Below are 16,547 nucleotides of genomic sequence, written 5' to 3' on the forward strand. Positions count from 1 at the left end.
TCTCTTCGCAAACCCGTAACAACTTCAACACTGATTAGATAGCATCCGAGGTTTCCTATGTGCAGTCGTGCCGGAGGCAATCCGACACGACGATAGAACATTCTCCTATTCCGACTTTACCGGCACAAACTGTCCCATCACATCACGCTTACCGCGTTCCAAATACGGTACAGGTTTATCCATCCATTCAGGGCGCGGTTTGTTCAATAAGTAGTGATCGAAAAATTCGTTCATATGCACAGTGAAGTGTTTCATATTGTCACGCTCACGCAGGCCATGTTTTTCGCCGTTGTAGTTGAACCAATACGCTTCCTTATTCAAACGACGCAAAGCGGTAAAGAACTCAATCGCTTGATACCAAGGTACAGCATCATCATCATCGTTATGGATCGTCAAAAATGGCGTCTGTACTTTATCGATCGCGAAAATCGGTGAATTTTCTACGTATTTCGCGGTGCTATCCCATGGCGTACCACCTATACGGCTTTGTTGTTTTTCATATTGAAAAGCACGGCTGACACCAGCGCCCCAGCGGATGCCGCCGTAACCACTAACCATATTCGCCATCGACGCACCAGCTTCGGCAGCGCGGAAAATATTCGTACGCGTAATCATGTAACTGATCTGGTACGCACCCCAGCTGTGTCCCTGAATACCGACACGCTTAGGATCAACATAGCCCTTGGCAATCACTTGTTGAACCGCTGGCACGACCGTATCTAAAGCGCTCTTACCAGGGTAACCGGTCTTGTACACAATATCAGGACGCAACACGATATAACCATTGCTGACATAACGCGTGACGTTAATATTTTGTGCTGGTGCTGGTGACACGAAACGATGCAAATTGTCTGTCATCTTTTCGTAGATGTAGACCATCATCGGATATTTTTTCTTAGGATCAAAATTCTCAGGTTTGGCTAATAAGGCTTTGAGTTTTTTACCATCGGCGCTGGTGTATTCAATGGTCTCTTGCGTTCCCCAGTTGTACTGCGCTTGCTGCGGATTAGCGAAGCTGATTTTTTTCGGTGCGCTAAAAGTCAAATCGGCGCTCCATAAATCGGGAAACTCGGTGAATGTTTGCTGGGTAAATAAAATCGTGTCGCTGTCTTTTGCCTTGCTCAAATCAGCGATGGCTTTATCCGCATGAATCAAGCGCGTTGGTTCCATAGGTACTGGCGACTTCGGATCAATACGGTAGTAACCAGTCGATTGATTTGTGTCATGCGTGGCCGCCAATATCCAAGGTGCGTCAGAAGGAAGTGCCGTGGTTTGTGGCGTTTGACGACGATCACCTAAATGCACGTAGCGTAATTCCAATTGATTTTTGCGCCCAAATCCCGCGCTCAGATTGCGAGTCGCTTTGGTTTGCAAATTCACCTCCCACAAATCAAACTGATCGTATAACACGACACTGGCATCATTGGCTGTCCAGCCTGCTACACCAAAGGCATTCTTCGGTTCTGGCGTATCACGTTGTTGGTCTTCGAATTGCGTTTTGATATGGCTCGTCAAATTACTTTTCTTACCATCTTGCATCGCGTAGGAGTACCACACGCTTTTGTCAGAATCAAAATTAATGAGGTAGTTTCCTGCTGGCGAAAACTGCGGCATAAAGCGCGTTTTCTCTATCAGCATTTTGGCTTGACCACTCTGCAAATCAACAACGTAGGCATCGTAATATAGACTGTCCCAAGACAACAACTGGCGATAGGGCAAACTACTCAGTCCCATCGCAAATTGGGCATTGTCATTGACCATCACCTGCGGAATCAGCGTATTGGCAAGCTGCACAAATTTGCCATCTGCAAGATGCATTACTGCACGATAGGACTTTTGCTTATCTCGTTCTACATTAGCTTTTTGCATGGACTGCAAATCGGGATCTTTCCAATGCCAAAGATCGACCTTCATTGGCTCTGGTGCATTTTTTGGCGTGACTTTCGGCAGTTCTGCCGTACTCAAAAACAGACGCTGCCCATCTTTGCTAAAACTCAAATCCGCATGTTCACTCGGCGTCCAGCCTTTGGTCATGCCATTGGAATCAGCGTTTAACACATAGCTTTTTGCGCTGTCTAATTTCCAGTAGTACAGACTAAAAACATTGCTGTCAGAATTGGCATCGGCGCTTTTACTTTCTGCCGCTTTTTTCTTTTTCGCTAATTGATCTCGATTTGTCAGTACGGCGAATTGTTCGCCAACTTCATCAAAACGCATGTGCTTGTAACTACCGGCACCAACGATGAGCGGCTTAGTTTCTTTGGTAAGGTGATTGAACAGATAAACACCCTCCGATACCTGAGGATCTGCCTGAACAGTTGTATCCGTTTTTGCTGCTACGGAGCCCTCGTCCGGCTTGTCATTCGGTGCTGCCTTGTTATCTTTCGTCACCACGTCTTTTAAGGCGATTGAGTATGCCAACATGGTTCCACTTTTATTCCAGCTCGCTTCCCACACATGTTTGATCGTTTGCCGCGTATTGGTATCCAAATCCCACACGATCAATTCGGTGCCAACATCTTTCTTCTTCGCGGCGGGGGCATTGGCCGAGGCAGCAGCTACGGCTTGATCAACATCAATTGATTCATCCGGGAATTGATCTTCGTCCTTAGCAGGCGTATCGCCCTCTTTTTTCACGTCTTTCTTCGCTTCCTTCGGCGCTTCTAACAACACTGCTAAATTGTGGTGTCCCTCTTCAGGAAAACTAAAGCGTTTGACTCGTTCAATGACTTCCAATTTACCCGTTTGTAAATCAATCACACCGACACCCGGCTTCGGTGCGTCCTCCGGTTTTAATTTCTCTTTCTTCGCTTTATTTAATTCGACACGGGTCGGCGCAACGGCGAAAGCGACATATCTTCCGTCATAACTAAACACTGGTGTATGGCCGCGCGGCGCGCGCCATTCTTTACCATCGCGCACATTTTTCACGACGATTTCGCCGTCAGACTCTTGTCCGACCAAGGCATAAGCAGCCCACACGCCATCACGACTTAAAGTCGCATTTTGTATGCTGCGCCAATTGGCATAGATATCGTAGGTGATGAGTTTTTTTTCTGCTGTCGCGCCAGCCACTGCGCTGTTAAGCTTCGTGGTGCGTTCTTGCGCCATCAACGTTTGCGGCACACTTGCAGCGCATAGAGATGAGACAATCACTAATGCACTGACAGGACGTGCCAGGTAATTTGAAGTAAGACGCGATACGGTCTGTTGATTGATGAGATACATGATTTCTCCTTGATAATTCGCGTTGATAGGTCGATTACAGGGTTTGAAGTTGCAAGGTCTTAGTCACTTTTCCCTCACCTTTTTCACCCATACCTGAACCGCTATTTTTACTCTCTTTTTTTAGGGCGACTAAACGATCTCCGACCGTGGCATACACCCATTCTTCTTCGCTTTTCATTTCGAAACTAATCACGACAAAAGCGCGTCCGGATACCACCTGACTTGTCTTGCTAGCCAAAGGCGTACCATCAGAGGCAATCCAAACATGAATTTGCCCGTCAAATTTCTTCATGTATTTACGCTCTTTTTCGCCCAGCTTATCCATGGATAAATCAAAGCTCAGTAGGCGAGCCGGTTTGCCGTTGTAGGCATCCATTTTTTCACTTTTGAAATTAGCTTTCTCAAGGCTGCGGCTCAAACCGCCAGCGGCAGAAATCATCGGCCGCAAGGACGAAGAATTGACTTCGTTGAGCGCAGATAACGTTGGCGTCTTGGCTTTTTTATCAGCTTCTTTTTGACGTTCTTCTGACTCTAGTTTTGCCAACATATCTTTACTGTATAGCACTTGCAAACCACGTGGCGTTTCCTCCACGCTGACAGAAGCCAGACCATGAGTTTCTTCGGCTTCTTTGCCTTCTCCTTGGCGATTCCAAGTCTTTGCTTCCACCAACGCCTTCAATGGCGTCTGCCCCTGCAAGCGCGCTAACGCTGCCTTCAGATCGATTAAACCGTCAGCGTGGGCGAGGTTAAAATATGTGCTAAGGCAGATTAAGCCTGCACCCGCGATTAATTGCTGTCGACTTGACATGGAAATCCCTTATTGTTCAAGTTGAAAAATTTTTTACAACAAACCAAAGGGACTAAGACCACTTTTTACAAAGTGAGTTCATTTTTACTGGTTTGCATGTGGATGAAATCTCGTGACATCACTCGCAACACGGGCGAAAATCAAGGCGATGATACTAAGACTATCTACACAGTCGATTGTGCGGTCGCGGCAAGATAAACCAAGAGGGCTGACTGCGCATCATCGGCAGCATATTTTAGCTGGCGCTCATGCAAATGCTCAGTCGCCCAGTTCGATGTGGAAACTCGCTTGGACTTTTGTAACACCTGTCCAAAATATTTTTCAACAGCGCGTTTTGCGCCCATCTGCTTTTTACGACTATCACTGAGGCTACGCGAAAGGTCGAGAACGTTGGTGATATTGATCGCCAATTTGTTTCGCAACATCTGATTATCATCGGACAAACCAAATCCCACTTTACGAATCTGCGTTGACTCTAAAACATCTTTCAAAACGCTCTGACACAAAGCAATTTGCGCAGCATTCACGATAGGAAATAGATACGCTCGCGTCTCCGTCGCCAATTGAATTAAGTGCGGGCCATCTGAACGCTGGCCTACCGTGAAGACCGGCTTCGACTCGGTGTCATATCCCAAGACCTTAGCCTGCATCAGATCTTGCCTTGCAGCCGCCAGCTGCTCCTCATTACTGACTACACATATCTGCGCCAGAGCGATGCCAGGATAAGCTGGCAAAATTACTTCCTTAGTTACTTCCTTAGTTACTTCTTCAGTCATATTGTCTTTCTGCGCCCTTGTCAGCATTTTTTGTCTAATACGGAAAGAACACTTGCTCGGCATTAGCTCTAAATTCAGCGATTTTCTTCTTTCCTGCATCAGAAGTAAGCCATAGTATTAATTTCATTACCGCGGCATTTTTGATGTCGGGATGCTTAGCCGGATTGACGACGATAATGCCATAGGGATTGAGCATACGCGGATCAGACTGCACTACAATTTGCAGTCCTGTTTTCGCTTTGTACGCAGCAAAAGTGGCCGATCACTCAAAGTGTAGGCCTGCATCTCTGCAGCCATGCTCAATACCTCACCCATGCCCAAACCTGCCGAAACATAAGCACTTCCCCTAGGTTTATCCCCTAGCTGTTTCCAGTATTTTTGCTCCATTTGATCAGTACCTGAATTATCTCCCCTTGAAATGAAGCGCGACTTCATTTCGACGAGTCGCTTCAATGCCGCGAGTAAATCTTTTTCTTTTTTTAAACCAGCTGGATCTGCTTCAGGACCAATAATGACAAAATCATTAAACATCACGTCGCGCATGTTCACGCCATGCACGGCGGCGACAAACTGATCCTCTGCTTCACGTGCATGCACCAACGCGACATCAACATCACCATTTTTGGCCAACTCTAAAGCCTTACCGCTACCGACGGCAATGACGTGAACTTTGAGCTTATTATCCGCTTCAAAAGCTGGAAGCAACGCTTTGAGCAAATGAGCACCTCACCTTTGCAACATTGCATTGGACAGGCGCGACTCTACGGTCAGCAAAAGTAGGAAGTTGAGACATGAGCAACATGATAGTGATTCATGCTAAAAAGTGCAACGCTAGCACCTGCCGGCAATAGAAAGCAAAAAGGCGATCATTTAATCGCCTTTGGTTCTTACCCGGTGCAATGGATTAGATTAAGGCTGGGAGCCTTTACGGGTAACGCTACCCGATCCACCAATAGACTTGCTGACACGCGGGTCGCCATAATAACTGACCTTTCCAGAGCCACCGATATTGACGTTCAGATTGTCTGTCACCCAAGTTTGTACTGAACCAGACCCACCAATACTAATACGCACGTCCTTCGCCGCCAACTTGGCTAAATTCAATTCACCTGAGCCACCAATCGAACCAGAGACTTGCGGCACATTGCCACGTGCGGTGAAATTACCACTACCACCAATTGCTACCTTGAGTGACTCTGCTCGCAAATCATTGACTTCCATCTCCCCTGAGCCACCTATGCGTAACCGCAAGTCATGCCCGACGATTTTGTCGCTCTTAACGCTACCAGAACTCTCTAAAGCAAAATCATCGATATCCTTGAAATTCACCACGATCACCAAATTACGTGTTTTGGGATAGACATTTTTTTCTTTCGAACGAATTTTCAAGGTACTGCCTTCCACGACAACTTCCAGCAGTCCTTGAATATTGTCATCAGTTTCAATTTGCACCGATTCGGACGAACCTTGCTTCAATTCGACTTTACCTGGAACCGAAATTTGTATCGCACGGAAGTCTTTGACGGCATGTTCTTGCTTGACAAGCTTACCTGAGCCTTCCACTCCCTTGCTCCACCAATTACTCCAGTTTGCAGATGCTGGCAACGACACCCCAGCGCTGGCGACCAATGCAATGGCGATGCTAGCAGTATGTAATCGACGAGCTAAATTCAAGGTAGACATGAGATTCTCCAATAAGGGCTAAGGCGACTTGATTAAGCAACTTTTTTACGTGAGTTACGCGTAATCAAGGCGAACAAACCATACAAAATCAAGAAAGGAATCAGCAAAGGCAACAAGGCAAGTGCAAACGAACCTAATACTGCACCTAACACGACCACCAAGACCAGAGCGACCACTGCCAACACAATTCCAGTAATACTCAATGCAAAGAACAAAGCACAAAAGCCAACCACACATGCAATCAAAAATCCGGTAAATCCACCAAAGTCGCCAATTTCTTCCCCATCAATCACGATGTGAGAAGCATCGATAGATAAATAGCTAATGAAGAGCAAACTCAAGATAATAGCGATGGCGATAAAAATATTGCGATTATTAGTTTTCATTTTATTTCCCCTTTTTATATAACAACTCAGTAACAACGCAGTTACAACTCAATGACTTCGACTTAAGAACCAACAAGTGCTGATCCGATGATGCTAGTGTAGGCAGCAGTGCTCGGCGCTTCCATCGAATTGCGACAGACTGCAAAAACGGGGGAATAAAGTGCAGTTTGCGTCTAAAACACCCTAATTCAAGTGCTATTTCGGATCGCGTTGCTTGGCCATTAGTGTTAAATACACCAATAAATTCTGTAAATCATCCTCAGAAATTATTTGACGATCAAAGCCTGGCATCACAGCGAGCTTCCAACGACGCACTGAGGCGGGATCACGAATCAGCTTACGCAAATACGCTTCTTGAAAATACTCAGTCGGATTAAAAGGTAGATTCAAATCCGGTCCAATAGACGCGTCGCCACCGCCATTGATCGTATGGCACACAGCACAATGTTTTGTGTACACCTGCATGCCTTTCACGGCGAGCTTTGCTTGACTCATCTGCGCCGTCGTCGCTGAGGGCGTCAATTTAGGAACAATTTGTGGATAGCGCTCCGACAAAGTCAGGGTGACGCTAATCTTTGCGACTTGATATGGCCATTGTTCATTGCTGATATTGCCAGCCTCTGGCGTCAGCCAGACCAGGTAAAAAGGCCCTGCACTCGCGCTCTTATGAGGATTATCTGGATTCACCGCAGGCCAGCTCTGCTCAGCAGTTTCTATGGCGACGTAGGCCTGCCCTTTTCCTGCTAAATCTTTACCACTAATATTCGCCACAAACCCATCCGATGCCACAAATTGCACCGACACATGCTGCTCCACTTGCGGCATCAACTTAGCGTAAGGCACCGCACGATAAGTCATGCGCCGTTTGTATGCAGAATCCTTATCTATCTGTATCTCTACCGCCTCGGCCAACAGCGCCGAACGGGTCCAAAGTTTCAAGTGCTCGCCATTTCTCACCTCCAAGACCGGTTCTTGTGCCGCGCTCACTGGTACCAAGAGATTCGACAATACCCAAACCAATACCACGCCAATACACGAAGAAATCCGTATGTGCATCGCCAACTCCCTAAGCATGTCAATGAAAGACAAAAGTATAGGCCAAAGCGGGGAAAAATCTTATTGAATCGATTTAGTACCCAACGAACGCCCAAAAAGCCTAGTTTTAGAGCGAAAAGCTCAGTCAAAGCCATGGCCGCACCGCAAAAAAAGGTTAAAATCAAAGGTTTATAAAATCCTTAATTTCGTGCAGAAAATCGATGCTTGCACGAGTCAATTAAGTCACCATCCAGCAAAAAAGGTAGAAGAGCTATGCTCACTTTTCAACAAATTATTTTGACATTGCAAGACTATTGGGACAAACAAGGTTGCGCCCTGTTACAACCAATTGATATGGAAGTGGGTGCGGGCACTTCGCACACGGGTACTTTTTTACGTGCGATTGGTCCAGAACCATGGCGCGCTGCCTACGTACAGCCATCACGTCGCCCGAAAGATGGTCGTTATGGCGAGAACCCGAATCGCTTGCAGCACTACTATCAATATCAAGTCGTATTGAAGCCAGCACCAGAAAACATTCTCGATCTTTACCTCGGCTCTTTGAAAGCTTTGGGTCTCGATTTGCAACAAAACGATATCCGCTTTGTCGAAGATGATTGGGAAAATCCAACTCTGGGTGCTTGGGGCTTGGGTTGGGAAGTCTGGTTGAACGGCATGGAAGTGACGCAGTTCACTTATTTCCAACAAGTTGGCGGGATTGACTGCAAACCGATTCTTGGTGAAATCACTTATGGTATCGAACGTCTGGCGATGTATTTGCAAGGCGTGGAAAACGTCTACGATCTGGTCTGGACTGAACGCGAAGAAAACGGCAAGACTGTGCGTTTGTCTTATGGCGATGTGTTTCATCAAAACGAAGTTGAGCAATCAACTTTTAACTTTGAATATTCCAATACAGATTTCTTGTTTTCTTTGTTCACCAACTACGAATCCGAAGCGAAGCGTTTATTGGAAATTACAGAAAACGTCGAAGAAAAATCTTTAGCTTTACCTGCTTACGAAATGATTTTAAAAGCTGCGCACACCTTCAACTTACTTGATGCGCGTGGCGCGATCTCGGTGACGGAGCGTGCTGCCTATATCGGACGTATTCGTAATCTGTCACGCGCTGTCGCCGCTGCCTACTATGCCTCCCGCGAAAAACTCGGTTTCCCTATGTGTGCCGCGGATGACAAACATAAGCCTGCAATCACTACAACAACAGCAGCCGCTTAAGTCAGAATAAAAGAACAGGATCGAGATCGAAATGAATCAAACACTTTTACTAGAGTTATTTACAGAAGAATTACCACCAAAAGCACTCGCCAAACTCGGTGACGCCTTTGCTGCAGGCATCGTCAATGGCTTAAAGTCACGTGACTTTTTGGAAGCAGATTCTGTCGCTACTAGCTTTGCTTCACCGCGTCGTTTGGCGGTCAGCATTACGAAAGTACGCGCGACTTCTCCCGACAAACAAATGCGCGAAAAAGTTTTACCGGTATCGGTTGCTTTGGATGCCAATGGCAACGCCACACCACCATTGGCAAAAAAACTCGCGGCGCTCGGCTTCCCAAATTTGCAAGTGGCAGATTTGGAACGCGCAGTGGATGGCAAAGCGGAAAGTTTTTTCTACAGCTACACCGCACCTGGCACTGCCTTGGTTGGCAGCTTGCAACTGGCGCTCGAAGAATCGATTAGCAAACTACCGATTCCTAAAGTCATGAGCTATCAACGTCCTGATGGTGAAACCGTGCATTTTGTACGCCCAGTACACAGCATCATCGCTTTACACGGCGCAGACATTTTGCCTTTAGCCGCATTGGGTTTAACTGCTGGTCGCATCACACTCGGTCATCGTTTCTTATCTGCTGGCGAAGTCTCCATTGCTCACGCCGACAACTATAGCCAAAACTTAGCTGAGCAAGGCAAGGTGATTGCTAACGTGAGCGAACGTAAAGAAAAAATTCGTTCTGCATTACAAGCAAAAGCGAATGGCGATCAAGTTCTGATGCCAGAATCTTTGCTCGATGAAGTTGCGGCTTTGGTTGAATGGCCTGTCGTCTACGAATGCCATTTCGAAGAAGAATTCTTAGCAGTGCCACAAGAATGTCTAATTCTGACCATGCAAACCAATCAAAAATATTTTGCCGTCACCGACGCTGCCGGTAAATTGCGTTCACGCTTTTTGATCGTCTCTAACTTAGCAACGGATACGCCAGAACACATCATTCAAGGCAATGAACGCGTGGTACGCCCTCGTTTGTCGGATGCAAAATTTTTCTTTGAACAAGACAAGAAAAAAACTTTGGCAGATCGTTTGCCGCAACTGGCGAATGTGGTTTATCACAATAAACTCGGAAGCCAGGCGGAACGTACTCAACGCGTAAAAACACTGGCAGGTCATATCGCGCAATTACTCGGTGCTGACGTTGCTTTAGCAGAGCGCGGTGCAATGTTAGCAAAAGCGGATTTGCTAACCGATATGGTCGGCGAATTCCCAGAGCTGCAAGGTATCATGGGCACTTACTACGCTAAACATGATGGCGAACATGCAGATGTTGCCGCTGCTGCTTCTGAGCATTATCAGCCTCGTTTTGCCGGGGATGCTCTGCCAGCGACCGCAACTGGTACTGCCGTTGCGTTGGCTGACAAGCTTGAAACCTTAGTCGGCATCTGGGGCATAGGCTTGCAACCAACTGGCGACAAAGACCCGTTCGCATTACGTCGTCATGCACTCGGCATTTTGCGCATGTTGGTAGAAAAACGCCTGACAATTTCTTTACAAGCACTGATCGCTGCAGCAGCAAATCTATTCGCGGGCAATGCGAATTTCAAAGACCCAAGCGCTGATGTGCTGACTTTCCTCTACGACCGTCTGCGTGGTCAATTACGTGAACGTGGTTTCTCACAAAACGAAGTCGAAGCAGTCGTGGCACAAAATCCAGATACTTTGGATAACATCGTAGAACGTCTGCAAGCGGTACAGAGTTTTGCCGCACTGCCAGAATCTGCTTCATTAGCTGCGGCGAACAAGCGCATCACGAATATTCTAAAAAAAGCCGAAGGCACACTGGGCGCCATCAATCCCGCTCTGTTGCAAGAAGCTGCGGAACAAGCGCTGTACAAAGCCATGGGCGATGTCAAACCTGGCGTTGATGCGGCGTATGCTGCTGGCGACTTTACCAGCGCATTAAAAACGCTGGCTGCCTTGCGTGAAGGCGTGGATAGCTTCTTTAATGATGTGATGGTGAATGCTGAAGATCTGGCTTTACGTAATAATCGTTTAGCCTTGTTGGCGTCATTGCACGGCATGTTGAATCAAGTGGCGGATATTTCTAAGTTGGCGGCGTAAATCAGCTTGATATCCCCTCTCCCGCATGCGGGAGAGGGTTAGGGTGGTTCAGCAGCGATAAAGATATTTCAGAATCTAAGTCGTAAAAACTGATTGTTCAAAATTTCTCAAATGTATTGATGAATCTGAACCGCCCTCATCCCCGCCCTTCTCCCGCTTGCGGGAGAAGGGAGTTTAAAACCAAACATATTACGAACCGCGTTGAAAAATTTACGAAAGCTATGATGACCCCCACCACCAAACTCATCATCCTCGACCGCGACGGCGTCATCAATCATGACTCTGACGCCTTCATCAAATCACCTGATGAATGGCATGTCATTCCAGGTTCGGCACAGGCCATTGCCCGTTTGAATCAGGCTGGTTATACGGTGGTGGTGGCGACCAATCAATCGGGCGTTGCGCGCAAGTTGTTTCCGATGACGACTTTGAATGCCATTCACCAAAAAATGCATGCAACAGTTGAGCAAGTGGGCGGCATGATCGATGCAGTGTTTTTTTGCCCGCATAGCGCGGATGATAATTGTGATTGCCGCAAACCTAAGCCTGGCATGCTGCAAGAGATCGCCAAGCGCTACAATGTTTCCCTCAAAGGTGTGCATTGTGTCGGAGATTCACTGCGTGATTTGCAGTCGGGATTTGTACTTGGCTGCATCCCAAATTTAGTATTATCCGGTAAAGGCCAGGGCACCATGGATAAAGGCGGGCTGCCACCGGGGACGCAAATCCATTCTGATTTGGCGACGATGGTGGATGCGTTACTTAACGCACAGACCGACAATATCGATTAAAGTAATTTATTGAAATTTTGATTCAGGACATGCAATGTTTTCAGCTTTTTGTTTTATCCGTTCTTTGATTTTTGCGGTAGTGATGATCCTCGCCACTGTGATCTGGGCGCCTATTTGTTTCTTGTTCGCACCACTTCCCTACAACCAGCGTTATTGGGCAACAGCACGCTGGAACGTGTTCATCATCTGGGCGGCCAAAGTCATCTGCGGCATACGCTATCAAACCCGTGGATATGAGAATTTTCCAGATGGTCCGGTCATCGTTTTATCCAAACATCAATCCGCTTGGGAAACGATTTTCCTATTAATGTCGACGCCACGTCCGCTGGTGTTTGTCTTTAAAAAATCCATTACTTACATCCCCTTCTTTGGCTGGGCAATTTCTTTGATGAAAATGATTCCTATTGATCGTAGCAAAGGCAAAGACGCCTTCGCACAAGTCGTGACCATTGGTCGCAAACGCCTCGCTGATGGTCAATGGGTAATCATGTTCCCAGAAGGCACACGTATTCCAGTTGGTCAAAAAGGTAATTACAAAGGTGGTGGTACTCGTCTGGCCATTGAAACCAACACACCAGTAATTCCTATCGCCTTAAACTCTGGCGAATGCTGGCCCAAAAATTCCTTCATTAAACGACCTGGCGTTATCACCGTGTCGGTGGGCAAGCCCATTGCGCCTGGCAACATGAATGCGACGGAATTAATGGCCAAGGTCGAAGAATGGATAGAGGCCGAAATGCGCGTCATCTCGCCACAAGTCTACAAATAAATCGCAAAATCAAAGCCGTGCTACACTCTTAACGCGCGTTCTGAACTCCTGATTACTCAAGGTTCAGGGCGCGACAGTTTGATCGTTTTGAGAGATCCTTATGCCCGCCGCACTTCTTCCTAAAGCAGCAAAACCCACCAAGTCTTCCTTCATCGAAGGTCTGCAACGTGCTCTGCAATTGGATTTCTTTAACGATTTGTTTGGTAGCAATGACGTGATCATTGACAATCACGCTGTCTCACCAAATGCATCTAACGACGCCACCGACAGCACTGCACAAGCACGCAAGCGTCAAATCCTGATTCAAGATCAAGTGCTCGAATACGAGTTACGCCGTTCGAAGCGTCGCAGCATAGGCTTTTTAATTGCTGATGATGGCTTGCGCATTACCGCGCCACGTTGGGTCACATTAAAGGATATTGAAAATGCGATTCACGAAAAACAGCACTGGATAATCAGTAAGCTACGTGAAAAACGCGAGCAGACAAACAAGCGCAGACTAAGCACGATGCGGTGGGAAGATGGTGCACGTTTACCCTTTCTGGGAAAGCAACTGACGTTACGTATCACGCATCAAGCTCGCGTATCGATTAAGCACGACGATGAGCTAGACATCTTACACATCACTCTACCGCCTGATTTTCAAGAGCAACAGCTAAAAGACCGGATAAAACATTGGTTGCAGCAAGAAGCGAAGTACATCTTCAATCAACGCATGCCTGTGTTTGCGCAGCGCTTAGGTGTCAGTTATCACTCCATGAGTTTGTCATCGGCAGGGACACGTTGGGGTTCGTGCACATCACAAGGAAAGATACGTTTAAACTGGCGACTCATTCACTTCACTCCTGACATAATAGATTACGTAGTTGCGCACGAACTATCGCATTTGCGCGAAATGAATCACAGCGCTAAATTCTGGGCGACTGTGGAATCTATCTATCCTGAATATGAACACGCCAAACGCAAATTGCGTCAACATGCGAGCGCTGATTTACCTGTCTTTTAAGTACGCCACTTTCATGGCCAAACACACTGGCCCTCTACACGACTCTCTATGATGGACATCGCAGAAATCGCTCTGACATCAAGTGTATCCTCTTCTTACACTGGATCTGACGAAGCATGAATTGGCGTCCGCAAGATATTCGACAAGGTAATTGGATTTTTATGAAATGAGCGTCCAAAAACGTTTCATCAAACTCAGCGTTACAATAGCGTTTTCACTTTAACGGTAAACTCACCATGCGCCTACTCCACACCATGCTACGCGTCGGCAATCTGCAACGCTCAATTGATTTTTATACCGAAATTTTAGGTATGAAATTATTGCGAACTTCTGACAATCCAGAGTATCAATACACACTTGCATTCTTAGGATTTGGCAGCAATCCCGAGCATGCGGAATTAGAATTGACCTATAACTATGGCGTTGAATCTTATGAGATGGGCACCGCCTATGGACACATTGCAATTGCTGTGCCAGATGCCGCAGCGGCTTGTGCTGCGGTCAAAGCGCGTGGTGGGAACGTCACGCGCGAAGCTGGGCCTGTCAAAGGTGGTAGCACCGTGATCGCCTTTGTACAAGATCCAGATGGCTACAAAATCGAATTAATTGAACGACTAAGCGAAGTCAAACTCTGAACCAAATACGCCACCGTCGCATCAACAACGATGGTGGCGTATTTCAATCGTGAATCTCTACCTCATCACAAAGCGAATAACACCATCGCCACGCCTAAAGCGCCAATCACCAAACTCACTTTGTCTTTGGCTGCATAAACGATAGGATCGTCATGCATCAGCCCACGGCCAGTCGTAATCCACATTCGACCTATCCAATACAAACATAATGGGCACAGTAACCATAAAAATTTAGGGTGCTGGTAGTGTCGCGCGACATCGGGGCTGTTGATATACAAAGCTAGAATCACCACCGCACCATATCCCGCTGCAGTCCCCAAACTAGTGAGCTGCGGAATATCACTAACAACATAATCACGCCCGTGTGCCGCATGCTTTTCTTGTGATTTTAAGGATTTCAATTCAGCACAACGCTTAATCAACGCTAAGCTGGTAAAGATCAACATAGAAAAAGCCAATAGCCAAAAGGATGGCTCTACTTGAATCGCGATAGCACCGGCGATCACGCGAATGGTGTACAGGAAAGCCAATAACAAGACATCCATTAAGACGATGCGCTTCAAATAAAAAGAATAAGCACTAGTCAAAATCAGGTAAGTACCAAGAATTAAGCAAAATTCATTTGAGACTAACTGAGCTACTAACAACCCTACCAGCAATAACACAAAGACTAGAAAGACCGCTGTAAGTATCGATAAATTGCCGCTGGCAATTGGACGATTTCGCTTACTCTTATGGGCGCGATCAGAGTCCAAATCAAGCAAATCATTAATCAAGTAAATTGCCGAAGCGCACAATGAAAAGGCCACAAAAGCCATTGCGGAAAAATAGATCGCTGTCGTTTGATACCACTGGTGGGCGACAAATAGCGGCACAAAAATCAGCAAATTCTTAACCCATTGATAGACACGAATTGCTTTGAGAACTGACTTGACGACATTCTTCGGCGACGAAAATACATGGCTGATCTCCGCAATTGATCTGGCTTTTTGTTCAAGTCCTGCTGAGGCGTTCACCACAATGGCCCGTCTCGCATGCTGCCAAATTTTCAAATCTGGTGTCGCATTGCCTGCATAGTCAAACCCTTTTTCACCATAGGCTTGCAGCAAGACTTTGGCCTTTTCTTCTCCGGCTAAATTACGCTCAGCGGTTGTACCCCAAACATCAGAAAAAATACCCAAATGTGCGGCAATTTGCTGTGCATAACGCATGTCAGTGGCGGTTGCCAACACCAACTTTCTATGAGCGCGAAACTGTTCCTGTAAATAACTAAGAAACTCCAGATGGTAGGGCAACAAGGCACAAGGGATCTCTACACGCTGGGCAATTTGCGTCTTCAATTGGCGCTTACCTTGGCATAACCAGAGAAAAATCAGAAACACATACAAGGGATTACGACGAACCAATCGAATCGCGGATTCAAGTAGCATGTCACTGCGAATCAAAGTGCCATCAAGATCGACTACTAATGGGACTTCGGTAGATAAATTAGGCGAGGTATGAATAGTCATTATGAAAAAGAGAAACTAAATTGCGAGAAAAAACACCACTACGCTTTGCTATCAATCGCGATTAACAACACGCCAGAGATCACCAGACAGGTACCAAGAAAGCGCTGCAAAGTAATCGCATCGCCGAGAAATAATTTACCAAACACCATGGTCAAAATGAATCCTAGACCTACGAAAGGATAAGCAAAACTCAACTCGACTTTCGCTAAGACTTTGAGCCAAACCAAAGCACCAAAAAAATAGAGACCGAGTCCACCCACTACCCAGTAATTTTGCATCAGGGCGAGTATCGATGTGAGCCAATTGGCGTCGGCCGCCCTGTTTTGCATACTGGGCTGAGACATGCCTATTTTGAGCAATAGTTGCGCCACTGCAGACGAGGAAACACTAAACAAAATGAGAAAATAAATCTGAAATTGGGAACTGAGCACTGCAATCACCTAGGATGAATAAAAGAAAGAAACCAGCATGATACTAATGCTGTTCCGTTAAGCCTAATTCCACGTACCGTCATTCCCACGAAGGCGGGAATACAGCGACGTAAAAGCCTAAAGACACTGGATCCCT

The 16,547-nt window shown here is 46.6% G+C and carries 14 protein-coding genes and 1 pseudogene; 6 read left to right on the top strand and 9 right to left on the bottom strand.

All coding sequences use genetic code 11. The annotated features are described in order from the left end of the window. Positions 1-105: 105 nt before the first annotated feature. The 7 genes and pseudogenes from H8K52_RS06520 to H8K52_RS06550 form a co-directional block, all read right to left on the bottom strand. The gene (locus H8K52_RS06520) at positions 106-3,228 is read right to left on the bottom strand and encodes a S9 family peptidase (RefSeq protein ID WP_186922083.1); all 3,123 of its coding nucleotides are present in this window, start codon (positions 3,226-3,228) and stop codon (positions 106-108) included. Positions 3,229-3,262: 34 nt separating this feature from the next. Further along, a complete protein-coding gene (locus H8K52_RS06525; protein WP_246464328.1) occupies positions 3,263-4,036 on the bottom strand; it encodes a hypothetical protein in 774 nt (257 codons plus the stop codon). 164 nt (positions 4,037-4,200) lie between these two features. After that, the gene (locus H8K52_RS06530) at positions 4,201-4,812 is read right to left on the bottom strand and encodes a 3'-5' exonuclease (RefSeq protein WP_186922084.1); all 612 of its coding nucleotides are present in this window, start codon (positions 4,810-4,812) and stop codon (positions 4,201-4,203) included. A 34-nt stretch (positions 4,813-4,846) separates the two neighbouring features. Next, positions 4,847-5,529, bottom strand: a pseudogene (locus tag H8K52_RS06535) (ABC transporter substrate-binding protein). A gap of 192 nt (positions 5,530-5,721) precedes the next feature. Continuing rightward, positions 5,722-6,495 carry a head GIN domain-containing protein gene (locus tag H8K52_RS06540; RefSeq protein WP_186922085.1) on the bottom strand — a complete coding sequence of 258 codons (774 nt, stop codon included), beginning with the start codon at positions 6,493-6,495 and terminating at the stop codon, positions 5,722-5,724. A gap of 32 nt (positions 6,496-6,527) precedes the next feature. After that, complete coding sequence (locus tag H8K52_RS06545) at positions 6,528-6,881, bottom strand: hypothetical protein (RefSeq protein WP_186922086.1); 354 nt, start codon at positions 6,879-6,881, stop codon at positions 6,528-6,530. A gap of 195 nt (positions 6,882-7,076) precedes the next feature. Beyond that, positions 7,077-7,937 (bottom strand): c-type cytochrome, encoded by an 861-nt coding sequence (locus H8K52_RS06550; RefSeq protein ID WP_186922087.1) that lies wholly within the window; start codon positions 7,935-7,937, stop codon positions 7,077-7,079. A 252-nt stretch (positions 7,938-8,189) separates the two neighbouring features. On the opposite strand from H8K52_RS06550, the gene glyQ reads away from it, so the two are divergent. The 6 genes from glyQ to gloA all read left to right on the top strand — a co-directional run bounded on the left by glyQ (position 8,190) and on the right by gloA (position 14,469). Beyond that, positions 8,190-9,152 (top strand): glycine--tRNA ligase subunit alpha, encoded by a 963-nt coding sequence (gene glyQ / locus H8K52_RS06555; protein ID WP_186922088.1) that lies wholly within the window; start codon positions 8,190-8,192, stop codon positions 9,150-9,152. A 31-nt stretch (positions 9,153-9,183) separates the two neighbouring features. Beyond that, positions 9,184-11,268: a glycine--tRNA ligase subunit beta gene (gene glyS, locus H8K52_RS06560; protein ID WP_186922089.1), complete on the top strand. Its 2,085-nt coding sequence runs from the start codon at positions 9,184-9,186 to the stop codon at positions 11,266-11,268. Positions 11,269-11,489: 221 nt separating this feature from the next. After that, positions 11,490-12,059: a D-glycero-beta-D-manno-heptose 1,7-bisphosphate 7-phosphatase gene (gene gmhB, locus H8K52_RS06565; protein WP_186922090.1), complete on the top strand. Its 570-nt coding sequence runs from the start codon at positions 11,490-11,492 to the stop codon at positions 12,057-12,059. 34 nt (positions 12,060-12,093) lie between these two features. Next, positions 12,094-12,828 carry a lysophospholipid acyltransferase family protein gene (locus tag H8K52_RS06570; RefSeq protein ID WP_186922091.1) on the top strand — a complete coding sequence of 245 codons (735 nt, stop codon included), beginning with the start codon at positions 12,094-12,096 and terminating at the stop codon, positions 12,826-12,828. Between the two features lie 100 nt (positions 12,829-12,928). Next, positions 12,929-13,834, top strand: a complete 906-nt coding sequence (locus tag H8K52_RS06575; protein ID WP_186922092.1) for a M48 family metallopeptidase — start codon at positions 12,929-12,931, stop codon at positions 13,832-13,834. 236 nt (positions 13,835-14,070) lie between these two features. Further along, the gene (gloA, locus tag H8K52_RS06580; protein ID WP_186922093.1) at positions 14,071-14,469 is read left to right on the top strand and encodes a lactoylglutathione lyase; all 399 of its coding nucleotides are present in this window, start codon (positions 14,071-14,073) and stop codon (positions 14,467-14,469) included. 65 nt (positions 14,470-14,534) lie between these two features. Here the strand turns inward: gloA and H8K52_RS06585 are convergent, their stop codons facing one another. Then, positions 14,535-15,980 (bottom strand): UbiA family prenyltransferase, encoded by a 1,446-nt coding sequence (locus H8K52_RS06585; RefSeq protein WP_186922094.1) that lies wholly within the window; start codon positions 15,978-15,980, stop codon positions 14,535-14,537. Positions 15,981-16,018: 38 nt separating this feature from the next. Then, the gene (locus H8K52_RS06590; RefSeq protein ID WP_343044142.1) at positions 16,019-16,411 is read right to left on the bottom strand and encodes an EamA family transporter; all 393 of its coding nucleotides are present in this window, start codon (positions 16,409-16,411) and stop codon (positions 16,019-16,021) included. Between the last annotated feature and the right edge of the window lie 136 nt (positions 16,412-16,547).

Source organism: Affinundibacterium seohonense, assembly GCF_014284305.1.
Classification (GTDB): Bacteria; Pseudomonadota; Gammaproteobacteria; order Burkholderiales; family Burkholderiaceae_D; genus Undibacterium; species Undibacterium seohonense.